Below are 18,556 nucleotides of genomic sequence, written 5' to 3'. Positions count from 1 at the left end.
GATATTCGACAACCCTGGATCATCGTGAATTGCCTCCCAAGAATTGGGGAGTTGACCGCGATCAGAGCCTAAAGAGAGGCCCGCTGTGCCTCTGGCTGCATGAATTTCTGGAAAACCGTTTCCAGAATATCCGGGCTGACGGGCTTCATAATCACGTCGTCCATACCCGCATTGGCGCATTCGGCGCGGTCACGCTCGAAGGCCTGGGTGAGCACACCGATGATCGGGGTGCGGGGTCCGTCGCCTTCGACTTGGCGGATCAGGCGGGCGGCTTCGAAACCGTTGAAGCCGGGCAGCGAGATATCCATCAGCACGATCTTTGGCCGGTATTCCGTCCACATCCTCACTGCTTCGTCGCCAGTGGCGGCGATGCGGTAGCGATAGCCCAGCCCTTCGAGGATCTGCGAGAAAACGATCTGGTTGATATCGTTGTCTTCGGCCACCAGCACATCGAGTTCGAGCTGATCGTCCGACGTGGTGATCTCCCAATCGCTGTCGATCCGGTCGGCCATGGCGCCGCGGTTGTTGCGGTTGAAATGACGGGCGATCTGGAAGGTGAGCTCGGTGGAGATCTGGAAGCCATCCATGACCAGCGACGAGATGCCGTACTGCTCGGCAAGCTCCAGGCAGCGCATGCCCATCTGGTTGTCGATGATGACGAGATCGAGCGACAGACCGGCCGACGAGGCGATCTCCAGGAACTGCTCCTGCTCGTCCTCATTGCGCACCGAGCAGGCCTCGAAGCCATATTTGGCCAGCGTTCGAAGTGCCGCGGTCTCGGCGGCGATATCGCCGGTGACGACGAGGATGCGGCGGCCGGAGAAATTCTCGGGCACGATGGCTTCCATGGCGGCCGGCTCGCGGCGCTCGCTGCCGCCGTCCATCGGAACATAGGCGCGACGATAGGTGCTCTTGGCCGATGTCGTGACGCTCGATGCCTTCTCGAATTCCTCGAGATCGCCGCCCTCGCGCGGCAGGTCCTGCATGGTCGAGACGAGGAAATAGCGTCCCGGCTTGCCGATGCGGTGCTTGCGCGAGATGATTTCGCGCTCCGAGCCGTCGCGGGCGATCTGGCGCTGACGCACGACCGACATCTCGCCGGTTTCGAGAACATGGCGATCACTTTCCTCGAAGCGGGCGGCCACTTCGGGCGAGAAGAGTTCGGCGCTCTTGCGGCCCAGCACCTCATCGGCCGTCGTCTGGTACTTATCGCAGAAGGCAACGTTGACTGCGACGTAGGTGAGGTTGCGGTCCTTGACGAAGAGCGGGAATGGCAGGTTGTCGAGGATATCCTCGGTGAGCTGCACGCGCTCGAGATCGAGCCGCCACTGCTCCTCGCGCTTCTTCACCTCCGAGATATCGGAGATGACGCAGACGCCGTAGCCATTGGGGAGCCGGCGCTTCTGGAAGCCGACCCAGCAATCGTTGCCGTAGCGCTCGACCGCCTCGTAGCGCTCGCGCCAGTGCGTGGCGATCTTCTGCGAGAGCCAATCTTCGCGGCTGAGCGCACCCTGCTTGCCCGCAGAGCGGCTGCGGATGCCGGTCTCGTAGACGGCGCCGAGGAAATCGCGAAGCCGCGTTCCGGGCTGTAAGAGATCGGCACAGATCGGGAAGAAATCGAGGACCTGCCGGCTGCAAAAGACGATGTGGTCGGTCTTGTCATAGACGATGAAGGCGGAAGACAGGCTTTCGCAGACCGCGTCGAACAGCGCCGCCTGGAGGCCAGCCGCGGTTTCAACCGCGCCCTCCTGCGGGGCTGTGTCCGCTTGATCGCGACCGGCACTCATACTTACGCGTCCTACATCTGTCCGAATGGATTGTATTCTCGGCGGGGTACTATCGGCAAAATGCCAGTTTTGTCTTAAGGCGTGCTTAACATTAAGCAGCGGAATCCCAGGGTTTGGACAAGCCCTGAGATCGACGTTTTCACCCTTCCCTCACGCTCCCGAATCCGCGAAAATGGCGGCATGTCGATCAAGCAGCTTTCCGAAACGCTCATCAACCAAATCGCCGCCGGCGAGGTCATCGAACGGCCCGCGAGTGCCGCCAAGGAATTGATCGAGAATGCGCTCGACGCAGGTGCGACGCGCATCGAGATCGCCACCTCCGGCGGCGGCAAGAGCCTGCTGCGCGTCACCGATAACGGTTCGGGCATGGACGAGCGCGATCTCGAGCTTGCCGTGCGCCGGCATTGCACCTCGAAGATCACCGATACGCTCGACGATATCAGCACACTCGGCTTTCGCGGCGAGGCACTGCCCTCGATCGGCTCGGTGGCGCGGCTGACGATTTCGAGCCGTCGCCGCGACAGCGATGGCGGGGCGGAGATTTCGGTGGCGGGCGGCAAGCTGCAGCATCTCAGGCCCTCGGCGCTCAACCCCGGCACCATCGTCGAGGTGCGCGACCTGTTCTTCGCGACGCCGGCGCGACTGAAGTTCCTGAAGACGGAAAAGGCCGAGGCGGCCGCGATCACCGAGATCGTCAAGCGCATGGCGATCGCCTTTCCGCAGGTGCGTTTCGTGCTTTCGGGCACCGACCGCACGACGCTGGAATTTCCGGCGACCGGCGAGGACCATCTGGCGCGCATGGCGCAGATCCTTGGCAAGGATTTCCGCGACAACGCGATCGAGATCAATGCCGAGCGCGAGGATGTGACGCTTAAAGGCTTTGCCGGCGTACCGACCTTCAATCGCGGCAACGCGGCGCATCAATATGCCTTCGTCAACGGCCGGCCGGTGCAGGACAAGCTGGTGCTGTCGGCAATCCGCGGCGCCTACGCCGAGACGATCCCCTCGGGACGCTACGCGGTGGCGGTGCTGTCGATCGGGCTCGATCCGGCGCTGGTCGACGTCAACGTGCATCCGGCCAAGTCCGACGTTCGCTTCCGCGATCCGCAGCTGGTGCGCGGGCTGATCGTCGGGGCGATCCGCGAGGCCCTGGCGCGCGACGGCAGCCGAGCGGCGACCACAGGCGCCGACGGCATGCTGCGCGCCTTCCGCCCCGGCTTCCAACCGAACGGCTACCGGCCGCAGCAAGCGCCGCAACAGCCATGGAGCGCTGAGACTTCGCCATCGCGGCCTTTCTCCGCCGTGCCTAACGGCTCCTCCTCCTATTCCCCATCCTATCAGCGCCCTGTCGGCAACGGCTTCGGCGAGCGGCCGCAGGCCTCCTTTGATGGACTGACCATGCCGGCGGCGCGGGCCGAGACCGCGCAGACATCGTCCTGGACGGCGCCTTCGCCCGCTTCAGAGGCCGAAACGCCGTCGCGGTTCCCGCTTGGCGCGGCGCGCGCGCAGCTGCACGAGAACTATATCGTGGCGCAGACGGAAACAGGCCTTGTCATCGTCGACCAGCATGCGGCGCATGAGCGGCTGGTGTTCGAGGCGATGCGCAAGGCGCTGCATTCCAAGCGGCTGGCCTCGCAGGTGCTTCTGATCCCCGAGATCATCGACCTGCCGGAAGAAGATTGCGACCGGCTGATGCAGTTCTCATCGGAGTTCGGCGAGCTCGGGCTTGGCATCGAGCGCTTCGGGCCGGGGGCGATCGCGGTGCGTGAGACGCCGGCGATGCTGGGCGAGGTCGATGCATCCGGGCTGATCAGGCAGCTGGCCGACGAGATCGCCGAATGGGACACGGCCTCGGGGCTTTCGGCCAAGCTCGAATATGTGGCGGCGACCATGGCCTGCCACGGATCGGTGCGCTCGGGACGGCGGCTGCGGCCGGAGGAGATGAACGCGCTGCTCAGGCAGATGGAGGTGACGCCGGGTTCCGGACAGTGCAATCACGGCCGGCCGACCTATATCGAGCTCAAGCTTTCCGACATCGAGCGGCTGTTCGGGCGGAGCTGAAATCGCTGGCAATGGCGGCTATTGCGGGTTATGGCAATCCGATGACGGCCTCGTTTTGAGGATTGGCTTTAAGGATTGGAGCGCATGAACTTGTTTGAAGGCAACGGAAACCGCGAAGCGAAGATACGCTATCTCGATGCGGATTTTCAGATCCTGTCGCCGGGTTCGTACGTCGTCTGCGCCATGACGGGCAAGCAGATCCCGCTCGACGAACTGCGCTACTGGAGCGTTGCTCGCCAGGAGCCCTACGCCGACGCCGTCTCCTCCTTCGAGGCCGACAAGCGCGCCGGCGTGCTGCCGAACCAGAAGCGGTAATCGCTCGCCTGATGGCATTGGCGGGACGGCGGAAGCCGCGCCTCGGCCATGGAGAAAACAATGATCAAGATCCTCGCATTGCTGCATAGCGCCGTCGGCCGGGATTGGCAGACACCGCCCAAGGAGATGGGGCTGAAGACGCTCTATGAAGCCGAAGCGCAGGGCTTCGTCGAAATCCGCGGCGAATTCCAGAAGCGGCAGTTCCGCCTGACGCCGATGGGCTTCCAGACCGTCGAACGCGACCGCCGGCGCCTGGAAGCGCGCAAGAGCTAAACCGGCTCGCCGCGACCTTTCTCACACCGCAAAGGACGAGAACTGGTGCCTATCCGTTCATCCGGCCTGCTCTCCGCCGCCCTCGCCGGGATGGCTATTCTGCTGGGTGCTTTATTTGGGACCGCGGGCTCCGCGCTTGCCGGACCCTGCGCGCCGGAAACGGTCGAGAACACCAACTACGTGATCTGCACCGTCGATCCCGCCAAGGCGGATCTGCGCCTCTTCTGGAAGGGCGACGACGGGGCGCCCTACCGCTCGTTCCCTGGCATCGCCGACGCCGTGTCCGCCAAGGGCAAGACGCTCGTCTTCGCGCTCAATGCCGGCATGTATCACGAGGATTTCTCGCCGATCGGGCTTTATGTCGAAGATGGTCAGGAGTTGCGGCCGGTGGCGAGCGTCAAGGCGCCCAAGGCGAGCGGGCCTGTGCCGAACTTCTACAAGAACCCCAATGGCATATTCTTTATCGGCGACAAGGGCGCGGGCATTCTGCCGACCGCGACGTTCGAGAAGCAACGTCCCGATGTCAGGCTTGCCACGCAGTCGGGGCCGATGCTGGTGATTGCAAACAAGATCAACCCGATCTTCATCATCGGCTCCAGTGACCGGACGCGGCGCAGTGGGGTGGGCGTCTGCGCGGACGGGATGGTGCGTTTCGCGGTCAGCGACAATCCGGTCAATTTCCACGATTTCGCGCGGCTGTTTCGCGATCACCTGCAGTGTGCCGACGCGCTGTTTCTGGATGGCGGTGGTGGTGCGGGGTTCTATAGCGGCGAATTGGGGCGTAGCGATTTTTCCTGGCATGGTGGGTATGGGCCGGTGTTTGGGGTGGTGGAGTAGGCCGGCTTGCCGCGAGGTTAGAGCCAGGATTACCCCCCTCTGCCCTGCCGGGCATCTCCCCCACAGGTGGGGAGATCGGCTGGGCGCATCCGCTCGCTCAACCTTCATTGTTTGGCGTAGACCTAACCACTGGCCGATCTCCCCCCTTGTGGGGGAGATGTCCGGCAGGACAGAGGGGGGTGATCTTGGCGCGGTGGCAATCAGTGAAACGCCCGAACCTCGACAGGAGCCCGACAAGCGATAGCAGCCTTGCGGCCCCAGGCCAGCGCATCCTCCATGCCATCAGCCTCCAGCACCCAGAAACCGCCGACATGCTCGCTGGTCTTGAGATAGGGACCGTCGCTCACCGACACGGTTCCATCGGCATCGGCGCGCAAGGACTTGGCGGTGCCCGCCCGATGCAGGCCGCCGACGAAGAGCCGGATGCCGGCCGCGATCATCTCATCGTTCAGCGCATCGATCGCCCGATGCATCGCCTCGTCTTCCGAGAGGGCGGGGTCGTAATCATCAGGGTGGTGAATGGCTACCAGATAGCGGGGCATGACGTCTCCTCCATGTTGAACCTATTGTAGAGACGATTGGGGGCGACGGCATCCGACATGTGTTGTGGTTGAGCGGTAATGACGTGGGCGGTAATTGCTGGAGGCAGGCGCGGAGCGAGGATTACCCCCCTCTGCCCTGCCGGGCATCTCCCCCACAAGTGGGGAGATTGGCTGGGATTGCCCGCTCGCTCCACCTTTATTGGCTGGCTGGGAGCAAGCCGCGAGTCGATCTCCCCCCTTGTGGGGGAGATGTCCGGCAGGACAGAGGGGGGTGTTCCACGGTAGAACGCCCGTTAACGCCCCTACCCCGCCGCCATCTCCTTCAGCCGTCGTTCCCTGCACGCATCCAGCGCGCGGTCGATAATCAGCCCCGGCGCCAGATGGTCCTCGAAAGTCATTTCCACCTCGATGACCCGGCACTTCGCCGCGAGCGTCTCGGCCTTCCCATGGTGGCCCATCAACCGCACGAAGTCCTTGGAGGTGGTAACGATCTGGAGGTCGTCGCGGGCGGCGGTTTCGAGGATGTCGTCGATTTCGTCGTCGGTCAGGTGCTCGTGATCGCCGAACGAGCGGCGGGCGATGGTTTCGGCGCCGATGCCATCCACCGTGCGGAAGAATTTCGAGGGATCGGCGATGCCGGCGAAGGCCAGAACCTTCCGGCCCTTCAGGTCGGCGCCGTCGGAGACGGTGACGGAGGCGGTGAAATAGGGTTTGGCGGCGCGGGCGGCAATGCGCACGATCTGGTCGGCGGCAGCCCCTGCGCCCACCTTCAGAAGTGCCGTCGCGTAGCGCAGCTGCAGCTTGATCGGCGCGCGCACCGGGCCGCCCGGTACGATATGGCCGTTGCCGAGACCGCGCGTGGCGTCGATGACGAGCAGCGCGTAGTCGATGGCAAGGCGGGCGCTCTGGAAGCCGTCATCCATGATGATCAGGTCAGCACCTTCCTTGACGAGGCGCCTGGCGCCCTCGACACGGCGGCGGGAGATGACGGTGAGCGCCTCGCGGGCGAGAAGCAGCGGTTCGTCGCCGACGGCAACGGCGCGGTGGTGGCCGGCATCGACCACGGTCGTCACATCAAGCGAGCCGCCATATCCCCGGCTGAGGAAGCCAGGGGTCAGGCCCTTGGCCTTGGCGGCACGGGCAATCGCGATCGCGGTCGGTGTCTTGCCGGCGCCGCCGACGGTGAAATTGCCGACGCAGATGACGGGCACAGGCACGGAAGCGCGCTTGGCGTTGACCATGCGGTAGCCGGAGATACGGCCATAAAGAAAGGAGATCGGATAAAGCGTCCAGGCGCGCCAATCGGCTTTCGTCCACCAGAACGGTGGCGCTTCGGATACCATCTTTGCCGTCCTGCCTTTCGCGCCACCGGCCCGCTCAACGCGGACGTCACCCCTAACCGGGCGAAAAGAGAAGGCAATTTTCAAGAAAAAGCAAGCCTTTGGTCGATCAGGCGAACTGCAGGTCGGGCAGCAGCTCTTCGAGTTCGGTGATATCGTTGAGGCAGTGATCGCTGGCGGCGGCGAGCGATTCCCGCGATCCGGTGCCGGTCAAAACCGCGACCGTCAGCCCCACCTTGGCGTTGCGGCCCATGTGCAGATCGTGGTTGTTGTCGCCGACGACGGCGACTTCAGATGGGTCGAGACCGGTGGCCGCGCAGAAGCCGAGCACCATGCCGGGCTCCGGCTTGGTGCCGTGGCCGCTGTCGTAACCGGCGACGTAATCGATGTAATCGGCAAAGCCGAAGCGCTTGGCCGTCTGGCGGATCGAGCGCTCATTGTCGCTGGAGGCGACGCCGAGCTTGAAGCCGCGCGCATGCAGGCGGGCGAAGAAAGAAGCGAGATCGGTGACCGGCACGGAGAAATCGGCGGCGTGGGAAAAGAGCTCGTCGAGCCTGACCGTCAGCTCTTCGACCGGGATTGTCGAGCCGGCGGCCGCGAGGCCTTCCGAGATCTGGCGCGTATTGCCGGCGGCGAGCAGGCTGTCGGGAACGATGTGGCCGGTCACGGGGTCCATGCCGCAGGCAAGCAGCAGGCGGTCGGCAAGTGCGGCGTCGCCCCTGGCGGCGATTAGCGCCAACTCGCGGTTCACGGGCAGCCAGCTCTCGTCATAATCGAGAAGCGTGCCGTCCTTGTCGAACAGGATACCCTTGATCGCCTGCATAAACTTATCCGCCTCTTTAAAGCGCCTCGCGATCTTTCAGATTCGCTCGTTGCGCTTTAGCTGTTTGTTTTACCGCATGTCGTTATCGCAAAACCGCTTCGCACTTTTGCGCGACATGCTTTAGCGTTGCGCCGCCGTCTTCGGCAGCAGTCTGGCCTTCACCGTCAGCGGGTTGATGTAGGGCTCGAGACCCTTCATCGTCGCCGTCAGCGCACCGCGCATTTCTTGCACGGCGGCGGCGCCTGCCTCGATCATATTGCGGCGTGCCGGGTCGTTGGTCAGCAAATAATGCACGCCCTTGGCCAGCATCTCCGTGTCGCGCACCATGCGGGCACTGCCACGGCGGGCAAGCCGCTGATAGGCCTCGCGGAAATTCTGGACGTTACTGCCCGAAAGCACCGCGCAGCCGAGCATGGCCGGCTCCAGCGGATTCTGCCCGCCCTCGCCAAACAGCGAGCGGCCGACGAAGGCGACCTCGGTCATGCGCAGATAAAGCCCCATCTCGCCGATCGTATCGCCGAGGAAAACATCGATATCGGGTGTCAGCGCATCGTCGCGGGTGCGGCGGGCGACCTTGAGCCCCTGCTTGACCAGCTCGGCCTCGATCGCATCGGCGCGCTCGGGATGGCGGGGCACGATGATGGTCAGTTGGCCGTTGCGCTCCTTCAGCGTGCGGTGAACGATGCCGGCGGCCTTCTCCTCGCCATCAAAGGTGGAGATCGCCGCCCATGTCTTGCGGTCGCCGACCTGCTGCTGGTAGCGGGCGAAGGTGGCGGGATCATAGGACGGCGCGTCGGTATCGACCTTGAGATTGCCGGACATCAGCACCTGGCGGGCGCCCAGATCGCGGAAACGCTCGGCATCGACATCGGATTGGGCGATCACAAGCGCCAGGTTCTCGAACAGCGCCTCGGCCAGCGCCTGCCGGCGGGTCCAGCGGGCGAAGGAGCGGTCTGACATACGGGCGTTGACGAGGATCTGCGGGATGCGGCGGCGGCCGAGCTCCATGACGGTCGCCGGCCAGATCTCGGATTCGGCGATCAGCGCGCAATCGGGCTGCCAGTAATTGAGGAAGCGGCTCACGGCGGGCTTCAGGTCGAGCGGCACATATTGGTGGATGACTTCGGTGCCGACACGCTCGGCGGCGAGCTTGGCCGAGGTCACGGTACCCGTCGTCAGGATGACGTGGACGTCGCGGCGGCGGATCTCGCGGATAAGGGGAATGACGGCGTTCATCTCGCCGACGCTTGCGGCGTGGAACCAGACCAGCGGGCCGGCCGGGCGATCGGCGCTCGCGTAACCGGAGCGCTCAAGCCGCCGGGCCCTGTCTTCCTTGCCCTTGGCAGCGCGATAGGTCAGGTAGCCGCCGACGAAGGGCGTGATCAACGTCCCAACCGCCTGATAAGCGCCCAGCGCCAAACGCGCCATGCGGCCGCTCATATAACACGTCTCCGATCAACGATGATCGACATCAACCCATTCCCAAATATCATTGCGGCCGAAATGACCGATCAGTTTGTTCAGAATGCGTCAACAACCGCCCCTGTACCTGGATATGACAGGCGGCTGGGTAAAACAGGGCCGCAAGGGCCGAAAATTATTTGCCGGACTTGTCTTCGGGATCAAGCAAGCGGTGCATATGGACAATGAAATAGCGCATGTGGGCATTATCAACGGTCGACTGCGCCTTGGACTTCCAGGCCGTCAATGCAGATGCGTAATCAGGGAAGATGCCGACGATATCGAGGCCAGAGAGGTCGCGGAACTGCACGTCATCGAGACTTTCCAGTTCGCCGCCAAACACGAGGTGCAACAGTTGCTTCTTTTCACCCGACTTGGTCATTTCAGTTACTTCCTTCATCTGCTCCTCCGCCGTTTCATCTGAGGGATTTTGACGGAAACGTCAACCGCTCAGCGCGCGGCGATAGGGGATAGAAATTCATTCAACAGCGGCTCAGACCCGGCGCAAAGTTCGCCGTGTCTCACATCCGCGCGGTTATAGGTCAGCGCCGTTCCATCGAGATTGACGAGACGGCCGCCTGCCCTTTCCAGAATGAGATCGGCGGCAGCCAGATCCCAGTCGTGGGAATTGCGCTTCACGAAGGTGCCGTCGATCGCCGCATCGGCCACCATGGCGACGCGATAGGCAAGCGAAGGCACATGCTTGACGCGCTCGATCTTGCCGCGCAACGGCTCTTTGAAGCCGTTCAGCACGTCCTCGGCAATAGCGAAGCGAACGGGTGGCTTCGGCTCCGATACGCGGATCGGCAGGCCGTTCTTCAAGGCGATGCCACCGGCGACCGCTTCATAGAGTTCATCGAGTGCCGGCGCATTGAGGACGCCTGCCACCGGCCTGCCCTTGTGGACCACGGCGACGCTGACGCACCAGAGCTTCTGGCCGGCGAGAAAGCCGCGCGTGCCATCGATCGGATCGATGATGAAGAGCGTGTCGCGCGACAGGCGATCGGCGCTGTCCTCGGTCTCCTCAGACAGCCAGCCGTAATCCGGCCGGGCGGCGCGCAGCATCGTTTCGAGGATTTCATTGGCCGCGAAATCGGCGGCGCTGACCGGCGAGCGGCCCTCGTTCTTCCACCAGACCTCCGGCGACTGGTTGAAATGGCTGAGCGCCACGGCACCCGCCCGCTTTGCAGCGTCGGCGATCAGGTCCAGATCGCTCTGCCAGCGGGCATTGTCCACGTCGCTCATCCCAAGTTCCAATCCGTCAGCGGCTAGAGCATGTCGCGCAAAAGTGTGAAGCGGTTTTGCGATGAAGACATGCGGTAAAAGAAAGACCTAAAGCGCAACGAGCGAATCTGAAAGATCGCGACGCGCTTTAGCCCGCGATCACCGTCCAGCCAGCGTCATTCCCTCGATCGCGATGGTCGGGGCGGCTACCCCGTACTTGCGGTCGATATCGTTGGCAGGCGTTACTCGCATGAACATCTCCTTGAGGTTCGATGCAATGGTCACTTCCGAAACCGCGAAGGTCAATTCACCGTTCTCGATCCAGAAACCGGTGGCGCCACGGCTGTATTCGCCGGTGATCATGTTGACGCCCTGGCCGATCAGCTCGGTGACGTAGAAGCCGTTGCCGACGCCGCGGATCAGGTCCTCGGGCGAGATGTCGCCGGGCTCGAGCGCGAGGTTGGTCGAGGCTGGCGTAACGGCATTGCCGCCGCGCACGCCACGGCCGTTGGTTTCCATGCCGATCTCGCGGGCAGTCGATGTCGAGAGGAACCAGTGCTTCAGGACTCCGTCCTCGATCATCACCATGCGCTCGCCGGAGACGCCTTCGCCATCGAAGGGGCGCGAGGCGGGGCCGCGCACGATCATCGGATCGTCGGTGATCGAGAGGCCGGACTTCAGCACCTGCTCGCCCATCTTGTCGCGCAGGAAGCTGGTCTTGCGGGCAACAGATGCGCCGTTGATGGCGCCGGCGATGTGGCCGACGAAACCGCGCGCGATACGCGGATCGAAGATGACGGTGACATTCTTGCCGGTATCGACCTGACGCGGCTTCAGGCGCTTGACGGCGCGCTCGCCGGCGCGGCGGCCGATCTCGGCCGGATCGTCGAGCTCGGAGAAATAGATGCGGCTGTCGAAATCGTAGTCGCGCTCCATGCCGGTGCCCTCGCCGGCGATGACGCTGACGGAGCGGCCGAAGCGCGAGCCCATGTAGCTGCCCTCAAAGCCGTGCGAGGTGACGAGCACCATGCCGCCGCGACCGGCCGAAGCGCCGGCGCCCGAGGAATTGGTGACGCCATTGACCGCAAGGCCGGCCGCTTCCGTCGCAAGCGCTGCCTCGCGCAGCTGGTCGGCGGAGACCTCGGTGCTGTCGAGCAGCTGCAGGTCGGGATAGGACTTGGCGAGCCGGCTCTCATCGGCCAGGCACGCGAAGGGATCTTCCGGCGAGACCTTGGCCATGGCGACCGCGCGCTCGGCGAGCACCGACATGTCGAAGCCCGGATTGGCCGAGACGCTGGCGACACGCTTGCCGACGAAGACGCGCAGCGAGAAATCATCGCTCTCGGAGGATTCGGTTTCCTCCACCTTGCCGAGCCGCACGCTGACGGATTGCGAGCGGGAGCGGACGACCACCGCATCGGCGGCATCGGCACCCGCCTTTCTGGCGAGGTCGATCAGCTGGCTGGCGCGGGAGAGAAGCGTCGAGGAATCAATTTCAGAGGACATGGTTTGGCCTTTCCTTCGCGTTCCATTTATTGTGCGCTACGGAAAGCATCAAGGCCGACGGTGCCGATTCTTTTTCGCGCTGCTTGCGCAACCACGACCATTGAAAGAAGCTTAGCGGATGTCCGAGCCCAACGCCCTCTTCACCGAAACGATCCTGCTGCTCGGCGGCGCCGTCGTTTCGGCCCCGATCTTCAAGCGACTGGGGCTTGGAACGGTGCTCGGCTATCTCGCCGCCGGCGTGGTGATCGGCCCGATCTTTCACGGGCTGACAGATGGCGAGCAGATCCTGAATGTCGCCGAACTCGGCGTCGTGTTCCTGCTTTTCATCATCGGCCTGGAGCTGAAGCCGAGCCGTCTATGGCAGATGCGGCGCGACATCTTCGGGCTGGGAACGGCGCAGGTGATCCTCACCGGGCTGGTGCTGACGGCGCTCGCCGATCTCTCCGGCCTGCTCGACTGGCGCGGCAGCATCATCGCCGGCTTCGGCCTGGCGCTGTCGTCCACGGCCTTTGCCATGCAGATCCTCGAGGATGACGGCGATGTCAGCACGCGTTATGGCCAGCGCTCCTTCTCGATGCTGTTGTTCCAGGACCTCGCCATCGTGCCGCTTTTGGCGCTGATCAATATTCTCGACACGGGCAAGGGCCACGGCACGCCCATCGTCGATTTCGGGATCGCGATTGGCGCTGTCGGCGCGATGATCGTGATGGGCCGCTATCTGTTGACGCCGCTGTTCCAGATCATTGCCAGCACCGGCGCGCGCGAGGCGATGATCGCGGCAGCACTGTTCGTCGTCATGGGATCGGCGGCGCTGATGCAGATGGCCGGGCTATCGATGGCAATGGGGGCGTTCCTGGCGGGCGTGATGCTGGCGGAATCCTCTTATCGACATGAACTCGAAGCGGATATCGAGCCCTTCCGCGGCGTGCTTCTCGCCATTTTCTTCATCGCCGTCGGCCTGTCGTTGCAGCTCGACGTGCTCTGGGACAACGCGCTGGTCATTCTCGTCACCGTGCCTGTCGTCATGGCGGCGAAGGCGCTGATCATCTACGGGCTCTGCCGGCTGACGGGCTCCGATCACAATGACGCGATCCGCATCGCCTTCCTGCTGCCGCAGGGTGGAGAGTTCGGCTTCGTGCTGTTTTCGACGGCGGGCGCTTCGTCGCTGATGCCATCGAGCACCGCCTCTCTTCTCATTGCCATCGTGACGCTCTCCATGGCGCTGACGCCGATCGGCACCAAGCTTGCCAAAAGGCTCGAGAGCGGCGAGACGAAGGAGACGCTGGAAGAGGATTTCGAGGGTGCGGGGGCCGACGTGCTGATGATCGGCTTCTCGCGTTTCGGCCAGATCGCGGCACAGATCCTGCTTGCCGGCGGGCGCGCGGTGACCGTCATCGACACCTCGGCCGATCGCATCCGCCAGGCCTCCTCCTTCGGCTTTCGCATCTATTTCGGCGACGGCATGCGCAAGGACGTGTTGCGGGCGTCCGGCATCGACCATGCCAAGATCGTCGTCGTCTGCACGCAGAAGCGGGAAGTGACCGACAAAATCGTCGAACTGGTGCAGGCCGACTACCCCGAGGCCAAGCTCTTCGTGCGCTCCTACGACCGTGTCCACTCGATCGCGCTGCGCAACCTCAATGTCGACTACGAACTGCGCGAAACGCTGGAATCAGGCTTGCTGTTCGGCCGCCGGACGCTGGAAGCGCTCGGCATCAGCGAGGCCGCAGCCTACGAGATCGGCGAAGACATCCGCCGCCGCGACGAACAGCGGCTGGTGCTGCAGGTCACTGAGGGACTGCAGGCCGGCCGCGACATGCTCTACTCGCAGCCGGTCAAGCCGGAACCGCTGGTGAAGCCGAAGCGGACGATGGATTTCTCGCAGGACCCGCTGGCGGGCACGGGGGATGCGGTGGCGGATGCTTAAATCATAGCGGCGTTTGGGTAATAGGAGCGTCAAGTGGGATCAACTAGCGACAAGCGAATCGATTGGAACAGCGCACGTCAGCAGCCCTTTGCCGATGTGGATACACCCGACGATTGGCCCAAAGATGTGAAGCCGATGAGCTGGCAAGGCATGAATTTGCTCGGGGCAGACGGCAAAGGCGGCCTTTATTGGGACGGCAAGAAGCTAAGGAGTGAGGTAAAGCTCGGCTGGTTCGCTAGTCTAATCGGCGCTTTGATTGCTCTTTCAACCTTCTTTGCCGCGGCAGCAACAATATCGATGTCGGTGTTGGACTTGCTACGTTACTTGGACGGCAAGTGATCAGAGCATCCGACCCGATCACCATATGTATGGCCATCATCATCCCCGCCCATGTGCCTCAATCGCGCCAGCGAGCGCATATTTCAGCTCGTCCTTGACGCCTTGGGACATGGCCAGCACTTCGCGGGCCTTCAAAAAATCCATGACGCCGGTGCGGCCGACGGCCGGGCGCAGGAAGATGTGAGGGGGCTGGATGCGGAGTTTGAGGGTGATCGCTGTCTGCATCATCAGCTGGCCGGAGCCGAAGATGCTCTCCATGCGGTTCGGGATATGCGTGCCGTCGCCTTCCGGCGCGCCGACGACATCGATGCCGATGACGATATCGGCGCGATCCATCAGGCACTCATAAGGGACGGGATTGCTGATGCCGCCGTCGATCATCACCCTTCCGTGCAGCCGGACAGGCATGAAGACGGCGGGGATGGCGGAAGAGGCTGCGAGCGCCGGAAAGAGCTGGCCTTCGCTCACCAGCACTTCCTGCTGGCCGTAGTAATCGGTGGCGGTCACCGTCATCGGGATCGGCAGATCCTCGAAGCGATCGGGGAGATCGGCGGGCAGGAAGGCTTTCAGGATGCGTTCGAGGTTGAACTGGCCGATGCGCACGCCGTTCGCCACCGCGTCGCGCACCGTCTGCGGGCGCAGGCCCCAGAGGCGGCTCACAACGGCGGTCTTGTTGCCGACGGTCATCAGAGCGTGTTCGCGGATCGCCTCGCCGGTCATGCCGGCCGCCATGCCCGCGCCCATGATGGCGCCGATCGAGGAGCCCGATATCGCCACCGGGCGGATGCCGAGCTCGTCGAGCGTTTCGATGACGTGGATGTGAGCAAGCCCGCGGGCGCCGCCGCCGCCGAACGCAATCGCGATACGCGGCGACGCGCCGGACTCGACATCTTCGAGAGCAGGGAACGCGGAACTGGTCTTTTCGGCCTGCTGTGTCACGCTTTGCCCCCGATAGCCGCTACCTATTCAGGCTGGTAGCGGTAGAAATGCACCCTGGTATCGCCGAAAATCCGGCTTTCCAGGAACAGATAGGAAGGATCGACCGAAACGGCAACGTCGGCGCGCTCCTCGAGCACGGCAATCGCGCCCGGAAACAGCCAACCACCCTTGGCGGCAGCGGCCATTGCCTTCTCGCCGAGGCCCTTGCCATAGGGCGGGTCGGCGAAGAGGAACTGGAACGGCTCGAGGTTGCCCACGCTCCCAAGATCGGTCGCGTCGCGCCTCAGGATGCGGGTCTTGCCGTGCAGGCCGAGCGCATCGATGTTTTCCCAGAGCAGGCTCCTGCCCTCGACGCTGTTTTCAACGAAGAGCGCATGGCGGCAGCCGCGCGAGACGGCTTCCAGACCGACGGCGCCGGTGCCGGCAAAGAGATCGAGTATCCGGGTGCCATCGACGCATTCCGGATAGGCATGGCTCAGAATATTGAACAGGCTCTCACGCGTCCGGTCGGCAGTCGGCCGGATGTCGTTGGATTTAGGCACGGCGAGCGACCGTCCGCGAAACTCACCGCCGACGATCCGCACCGCGTCCTATTCCCTTGCCCTTAGGTCCACCACGAGACGGCCCGCCCGAGGGCTTGCCACCGCCACCGGGACGATCGCCCGAAGGCTTGCCCGAAAAACTCTTCGCACCCGGCTTGGAGCCGCCGGGCTTGCCGCCAAAGCTCTTGCCGCGCGGCCCGTCACCACGCGGCTTGTCGCCGAAGGGACGGTCGCCTCTCGGGCGCTCGCCCTGGGGACGATCACCCTGCGGACGATCACCACGAGGCCGGTCGCCATACGAACGTTCGCCGGCCGGACGCTCGGAGCGAGCCTCGCCGGAGAAACGGTTGGCGCGGGGACGCTCGTCACCCTCTTCGCGCGGACGACGCGGCTTGTCGCCGAACGGCCGGTCACCACGGGGAGGACGATCGCCGAAAGGCCGATCGCCACGTGGCCTGTCACCACGTGCCGGACGGTCGCCATCCTCGCGCGGCTTGCGTTCGCCACGCGGCTTGTCGCCAAAGGGACGGTCGCCACGGGGTGGGCGATCACCATAAGGCCGGTCGCCGCGTGCCGTGCGGTCGCCGCCGGAGCGGTCACCGCGATCACCAAACGAGCGGTCGCCACGGGGACGGTCACCGAAGCCACGATCACCACGGTCGCCGCCGCGCTTGCGGTCGTCGTCGCGGCTCACATCGCTGGAGCGGATCCATTCGCCCTCTTCGTCGCGGGCGCGGTTGATCTGCACGCGCGGACCTTCGTCGTAGCTTGTGGGCTGCGGCTTGGAACGGCCGGGCTTCTCGCCACGACGAAGCGCCGTCTGGGCGTTCTTCTCGGCCTTGGCGGCTGCCTTTTCGCCGAGCGGACGGGCGCCGGGCGCCATCCAGACATTGGCGTTGCGGCGGCTGCCGAGCGCGGGACGCTTCGGGCCCTCGTCCTTACGGTCGCCGCCACGGCTTGGGCCACGACCGCCATCGCGATCGCGATCACCGCCACGGCGGTCGTCGCGTTTATCGTCGCGCTTGGTGTCGAGGCGGCTCAGCGCGCGTTCGCGCTTGTCTTCCGGCTTCCACGAGCGTTCACGGCGCTCGGGCTTGGCGTCGGCTTCTTCTTCCTCGGTCACGGCGGGCGCGTTGTAGATCGGCGCGTCGAAATTGGCCTTGGCGTCCTCGATCAGGCGCGGGCCGAGCTGGTCGCGCAGGGTGCGGCCGCGCACTTCGATCACCGCACGCTCGGGGATATCACCGAGCTGGAACGGGCCGTAGGAGATGCGGATCAGGCGGTTGACGTCGAGACCGAGCGCGCCGAGCACGTTCTTGATTTCGCGGTTTTTGCCTTCGCGCAGGCCCATGGTGAGCCAAACGTTGGAGCCCTGCACCTTGTCGAGCGTCGCTTCGATGGCGCCGTAGAGCACGCCGTCGACGGCGATGCCGTCCTTCAGCTTGTCGAGCGCTTCCTGGTCGATCTCGCCGTGGGCGCGCACGCGGTAGCGGCGCAGCCAGCCTGTCGTCGGCAGTTCCAGCGCGCGGGCAAGGCCGCCGTCGTTGGTAAGCAGCAGCAGACCTTCGGTGTTGATATCGAGGCGGCCGATCGACATGACGCGCGGCAGATCGTCCGGCAGGTTGTCGAATACGGTCGGGCGGCCTTCCGGATCGGCATTGGTGGTCACCAGGCCGGCGGGCTTGTGGTAGAGCCACAGACGCGTACGCTCGATGCCGCGGATCGGCATGCCGTCGACTTCGATCTTGTCGGTCAGCGTGACGTTAACGACGGGCGTGTCCAGCGGCTTGCCGTTCAGCGTGACGCGGCCATCAAGGATCATGCGCTCGATGTCGCGACGCGAGGCAACGCCGGCGCGCGCCATCACCTTGGAGATGCGTTCCGCCTTGCTGTCGCTCGTCACGTCGGACACGGCATCCGCCTTGTCAGCCGATTTTGCGAACTTCCTTGCGGGCTTCTCGCCCGATTTCGCGCCGGTATCGCGCGGGGATGGCTTGCCACCCGGCCGTTTTGGCTTGTCTTTGAATGTCATTTGTTGTTTGCCTGCCTTTTGGGGCCTTCTATCAGTTCGCGCCCCTGCGGTTAAGTGGAAATTGTCGGATCGTGAAGACAAATCAATTTATGGAGCTGGCGCTTGAGGAGGCGCGTGCCGCGGGCGCGCGCGTCGAGGTGCCGATCGGCGCGGTCGTCGTCCTCGACGGCGTGGTGATCGCCCGCTCCGGCAACCGCACCCGCGAGCTCAACGACATCACCGCGCATGCCGAAGTGGCGGCCATCCGCATGGCCTGCGAGGCGCTCGGCCAGGAGCGACTGACGGGTGCTGATCTCTACGTGACGCTGGAACCCTGCACCATGTGCGCGGCGGCGATCTCCTTCGCCCGCATCCGCCGGCTCTACTATGGGGCGGAAGACCCGAAGGGTGGCGGGGTGGACAGCGGGGTGCGGTTTTACGCACAGCCGACATGTCATCATGCGCCGGAGGTGTATTCCGGGATGAGCGAAGTGCAGGCGGCGGAGATCTTGCGGGGATTCTTTCGGGGGAAGCGGGATTAGGGGGCTTCCGGCCAATCATCCACCGCGTTGCGCCACTTTTCGCCGATCTTCCAATGCTATACAGTTGAAAGAAATCGGAGTTTCTGA

At 64.1% G+C, this 18,556-nt stretch carries 18 protein-coding genes; 7 read left to right on the top strand and 11 right to left on the bottom strand.

What is annotated here, in order from left to right; genetic code table 11:
- Positions 1 to 68: 68 nt before the first annotated feature.
- Positions 69 to 1,787, bottom strand: a complete 1,719-nt coding sequence (locus tag ACVTFQ_RS02245; protein ID WP_111561821.1) for a response regulator — start codon at positions 1,785 to 1,787, stop codon at positions 69 to 71.
- A 180-nt stretch (positions 1,788 to 1,967) separates the two neighbouring features.
- Here ACVTFQ_RS02245 and mutL point away from each other — a divergent pair, with 180 nt between their 5' ends.
- The 4 genes from mutL to ACVTFQ_RS02225 all read left to right on the top strand — a co-directional run bounded on the left by mutL (position 1,968) and on the right by ACVTFQ_RS02225 (position 5,273).
- Entirely contained in the window at positions 1,968 to 3,848 is a 1,881-nt protein-coding gene (mutL, locus tag ACVTFQ_RS02240; RefSeq protein ID WP_111561820.1) for a DNA mismatch repair endonuclease MutL, read from the top strand.
- An 84-nt stretch (positions 3,849 to 3,932) separates the two neighbouring features.
- Positions 3,933 to 4,163, top strand: coding sequence for a DUF2093 domain-containing protein (locus tag ACVTFQ_RS02235; protein ID WP_047508114.1), 231 nt, complete (start codon positions 3,933 to 3,935; stop codon positions 4,161 to 4,163).
- Between the two features lie 60 nt (positions 4,164 to 4,223).
- Entirely contained in the window at positions 4,224 to 4,436 is a 213-nt protein-coding gene (locus ACVTFQ_RS02230) for a hypothetical protein (RefSeq protein ID WP_018898597.1), read from the top strand.
- 90 nt (positions 4,437 to 4,526) lie between these two features.
- The gene (locus ACVTFQ_RS02225) at positions 4,527 to 5,273 is read left to right on the top strand and encodes a phosphodiester glycosidase family protein (RefSeq protein WP_409527880.1); all 747 of its coding nucleotides are present in this window, start codon (positions 4,527 to 4,529) and stop codon (positions 5,271 to 5,273) included.
- Between the two features lie 200 nt (positions 5,274 to 5,473).
- On the opposite strand, the gene ACVTFQ_RS02220 is transcribed toward ACVTFQ_RS02225, so the two are convergent.
- The 7 genes from ACVTFQ_RS02220 to ACVTFQ_RS02190 form a co-directional block, all read right to left on the bottom strand.
- The gene (locus tag ACVTFQ_RS02220) at positions 5,474 to 5,815 is read right to left on the bottom strand and encodes a YciI family protein (RefSeq protein WP_111561818.1); all 342 of its coding nucleotides are present in this window, start codon (positions 5,813 to 5,815) and stop codon (positions 5,474 to 5,476) included.
- 302 nt (positions 5,816 to 6,117) lie between these two features.
- The gene (lpxK, locus tag ACVTFQ_RS02215; protein WP_111561817.1) at positions 6,118 to 7,158 is read right to left on the bottom strand and encodes a tetraacyldisaccharide 4'-kinase; all 1,041 of its coding nucleotides are present in this window, start codon (positions 7,156 to 7,158) and stop codon (positions 6,118 to 6,120) included.
- A 106-nt stretch (positions 7,159 to 7,264) separates the two neighbouring features.
- On the bottom strand, positions 7,265 to 7,978 hold the full coding sequence (locus ACVTFQ_RS02210) for an HAD family hydrolase (protein ID WP_111561816.1): 714 nt from the start codon (positions 7,976 to 7,978) through the stop codon (positions 7,265 to 7,267).
- Positions 7,979 to 8,098: 120 nt separating this feature from the next.
- Entirely contained in the window at positions 8,099 to 9,418 is a 1,320-nt protein-coding gene (gene waaA / locus ACVTFQ_RS02205) for a lipid IV(A) 3-deoxy-D-manno-octulosonic acid transferase (RefSeq protein ID WP_047508127.1), read from the bottom strand.
- A gap of 157 nt (positions 9,419 to 9,575) precedes the next feature.
- Positions 9,576 to 9,821, bottom strand: a complete 246-nt coding sequence (locus ACVTFQ_RS02200) for a DUF4170 domain-containing protein (RefSeq protein WP_026283020.1) — start codon at positions 9,819 to 9,821, stop codon at positions 9,576 to 9,578.
- A gap of 68 nt (positions 9,822 to 9,889) precedes the next feature.
- Positions 9,890 to 10,684, bottom strand: coding sequence for a 3'(2'),5'-bisphosphate nucleotidase CysQ (locus ACVTFQ_RS02195; RefSeq protein WP_111561815.1), 795 nt, complete (start codon positions 10,682 to 10,684; stop codon positions 9,890 to 9,892).
- Positions 10,685 to 10,822: 138 nt separating this feature from the next.
- The gene (locus ACVTFQ_RS02190) at positions 10,823 to 12,169 is read right to left on the bottom strand and encodes a TldD/PmbA family protein (protein WP_111561814.1); all 1,347 of its coding nucleotides are present in this window, start codon (positions 12,167 to 12,169) and stop codon (positions 10,823 to 10,825) included.
- A gap of 118 nt (positions 12,170 to 12,287) precedes the next feature.
- Between ACVTFQ_RS02190 and ACVTFQ_RS02185 the strand changes: the two genes are divergently transcribed.
- Positions 12,288 to 14,096, top strand: coding sequence for a monovalent cation:proton antiporter-2 (CPA2) family protein (locus ACVTFQ_RS02185; protein ID WP_112435970.1), 1,809 nt, complete (start codon positions 12,288 to 12,290; stop codon positions 14,094 to 14,096).
- A 33-nt stretch (positions 14,097 to 14,129) separates the two neighbouring features.
- A complete protein-coding gene (locus ACVTFQ_RS02180) occupies positions 14,130 to 14,435 on the top strand; it encodes a hypothetical protein (RefSeq protein ID WP_111561812.1) in 306 nt (101 codons plus the stop codon).
- Between the two features lie 39 nt (positions 14,436 to 14,474).
- On the opposite strand, the gene ACVTFQ_RS02175 is transcribed toward ACVTFQ_RS02180, so the two are convergent.
- From ACVTFQ_RS02175 to ACVTFQ_RS02165, 3 genes are read right to left on the bottom strand one after another with little or no spacing between them, the layout of a single operon-like run.
- A complete protein-coding gene (locus ACVTFQ_RS02175; protein ID WP_111561811.1) occupies positions 14,475 to 15,374 on the bottom strand; it encodes a patatin-like phospholipase family protein in 900 nt (299 codons plus the stop codon).
- Positions 15,375 to 15,397: 23 nt separating this feature from the next.
- On the bottom strand, positions 15,398 to 15,958 hold the full coding sequence (gene rsmD, locus ACVTFQ_RS02170) for a 16S rRNA (guanine(966)-N(2))-methyltransferase RsmD (RefSeq protein ID WP_470423663.1): 561 nt from the start codon (positions 15,956 to 15,958) through the stop codon (positions 15,398 to 15,400).
- The gene (locus ACVTFQ_RS02165; protein ID WP_112435971.1) at positions 15,939 to 17,948 is read right to left on the bottom strand and encodes a pseudouridine synthase; all 2,010 of its coding nucleotides are present in this window, start codon (positions 17,946 to 17,948) and stop codon (positions 15,939 to 15,941) included. Before ACVTFQ_RS02165 ends, rsmD begins: the two co-directional genes overlap by 20 nt.
- 89 nt (positions 17,949 to 18,037) lie before the next feature.
- Between ACVTFQ_RS02165 and ACVTFQ_RS02160 the strand changes: the two genes are divergently transcribed.
- On the top strand, positions 18,038 to 18,469 hold the full coding sequence (locus ACVTFQ_RS02160) for a nucleoside deaminase (protein ID WP_112435972.1): 432 nt from the start codon (positions 18,038 to 18,040) through the stop codon (positions 18,467 to 18,469).
- Positions 18,470 to 18,556: the final 87 nt, after the last annotated feature.

The sequence above is a fragment of the Rhizobium sp. O111 genome (genome assembly GCF_055616315.1).
Note: the sequence above shows the minus strand (reverse complement) of the source record. Positions and strands in the feature narration are given on the sequence as shown.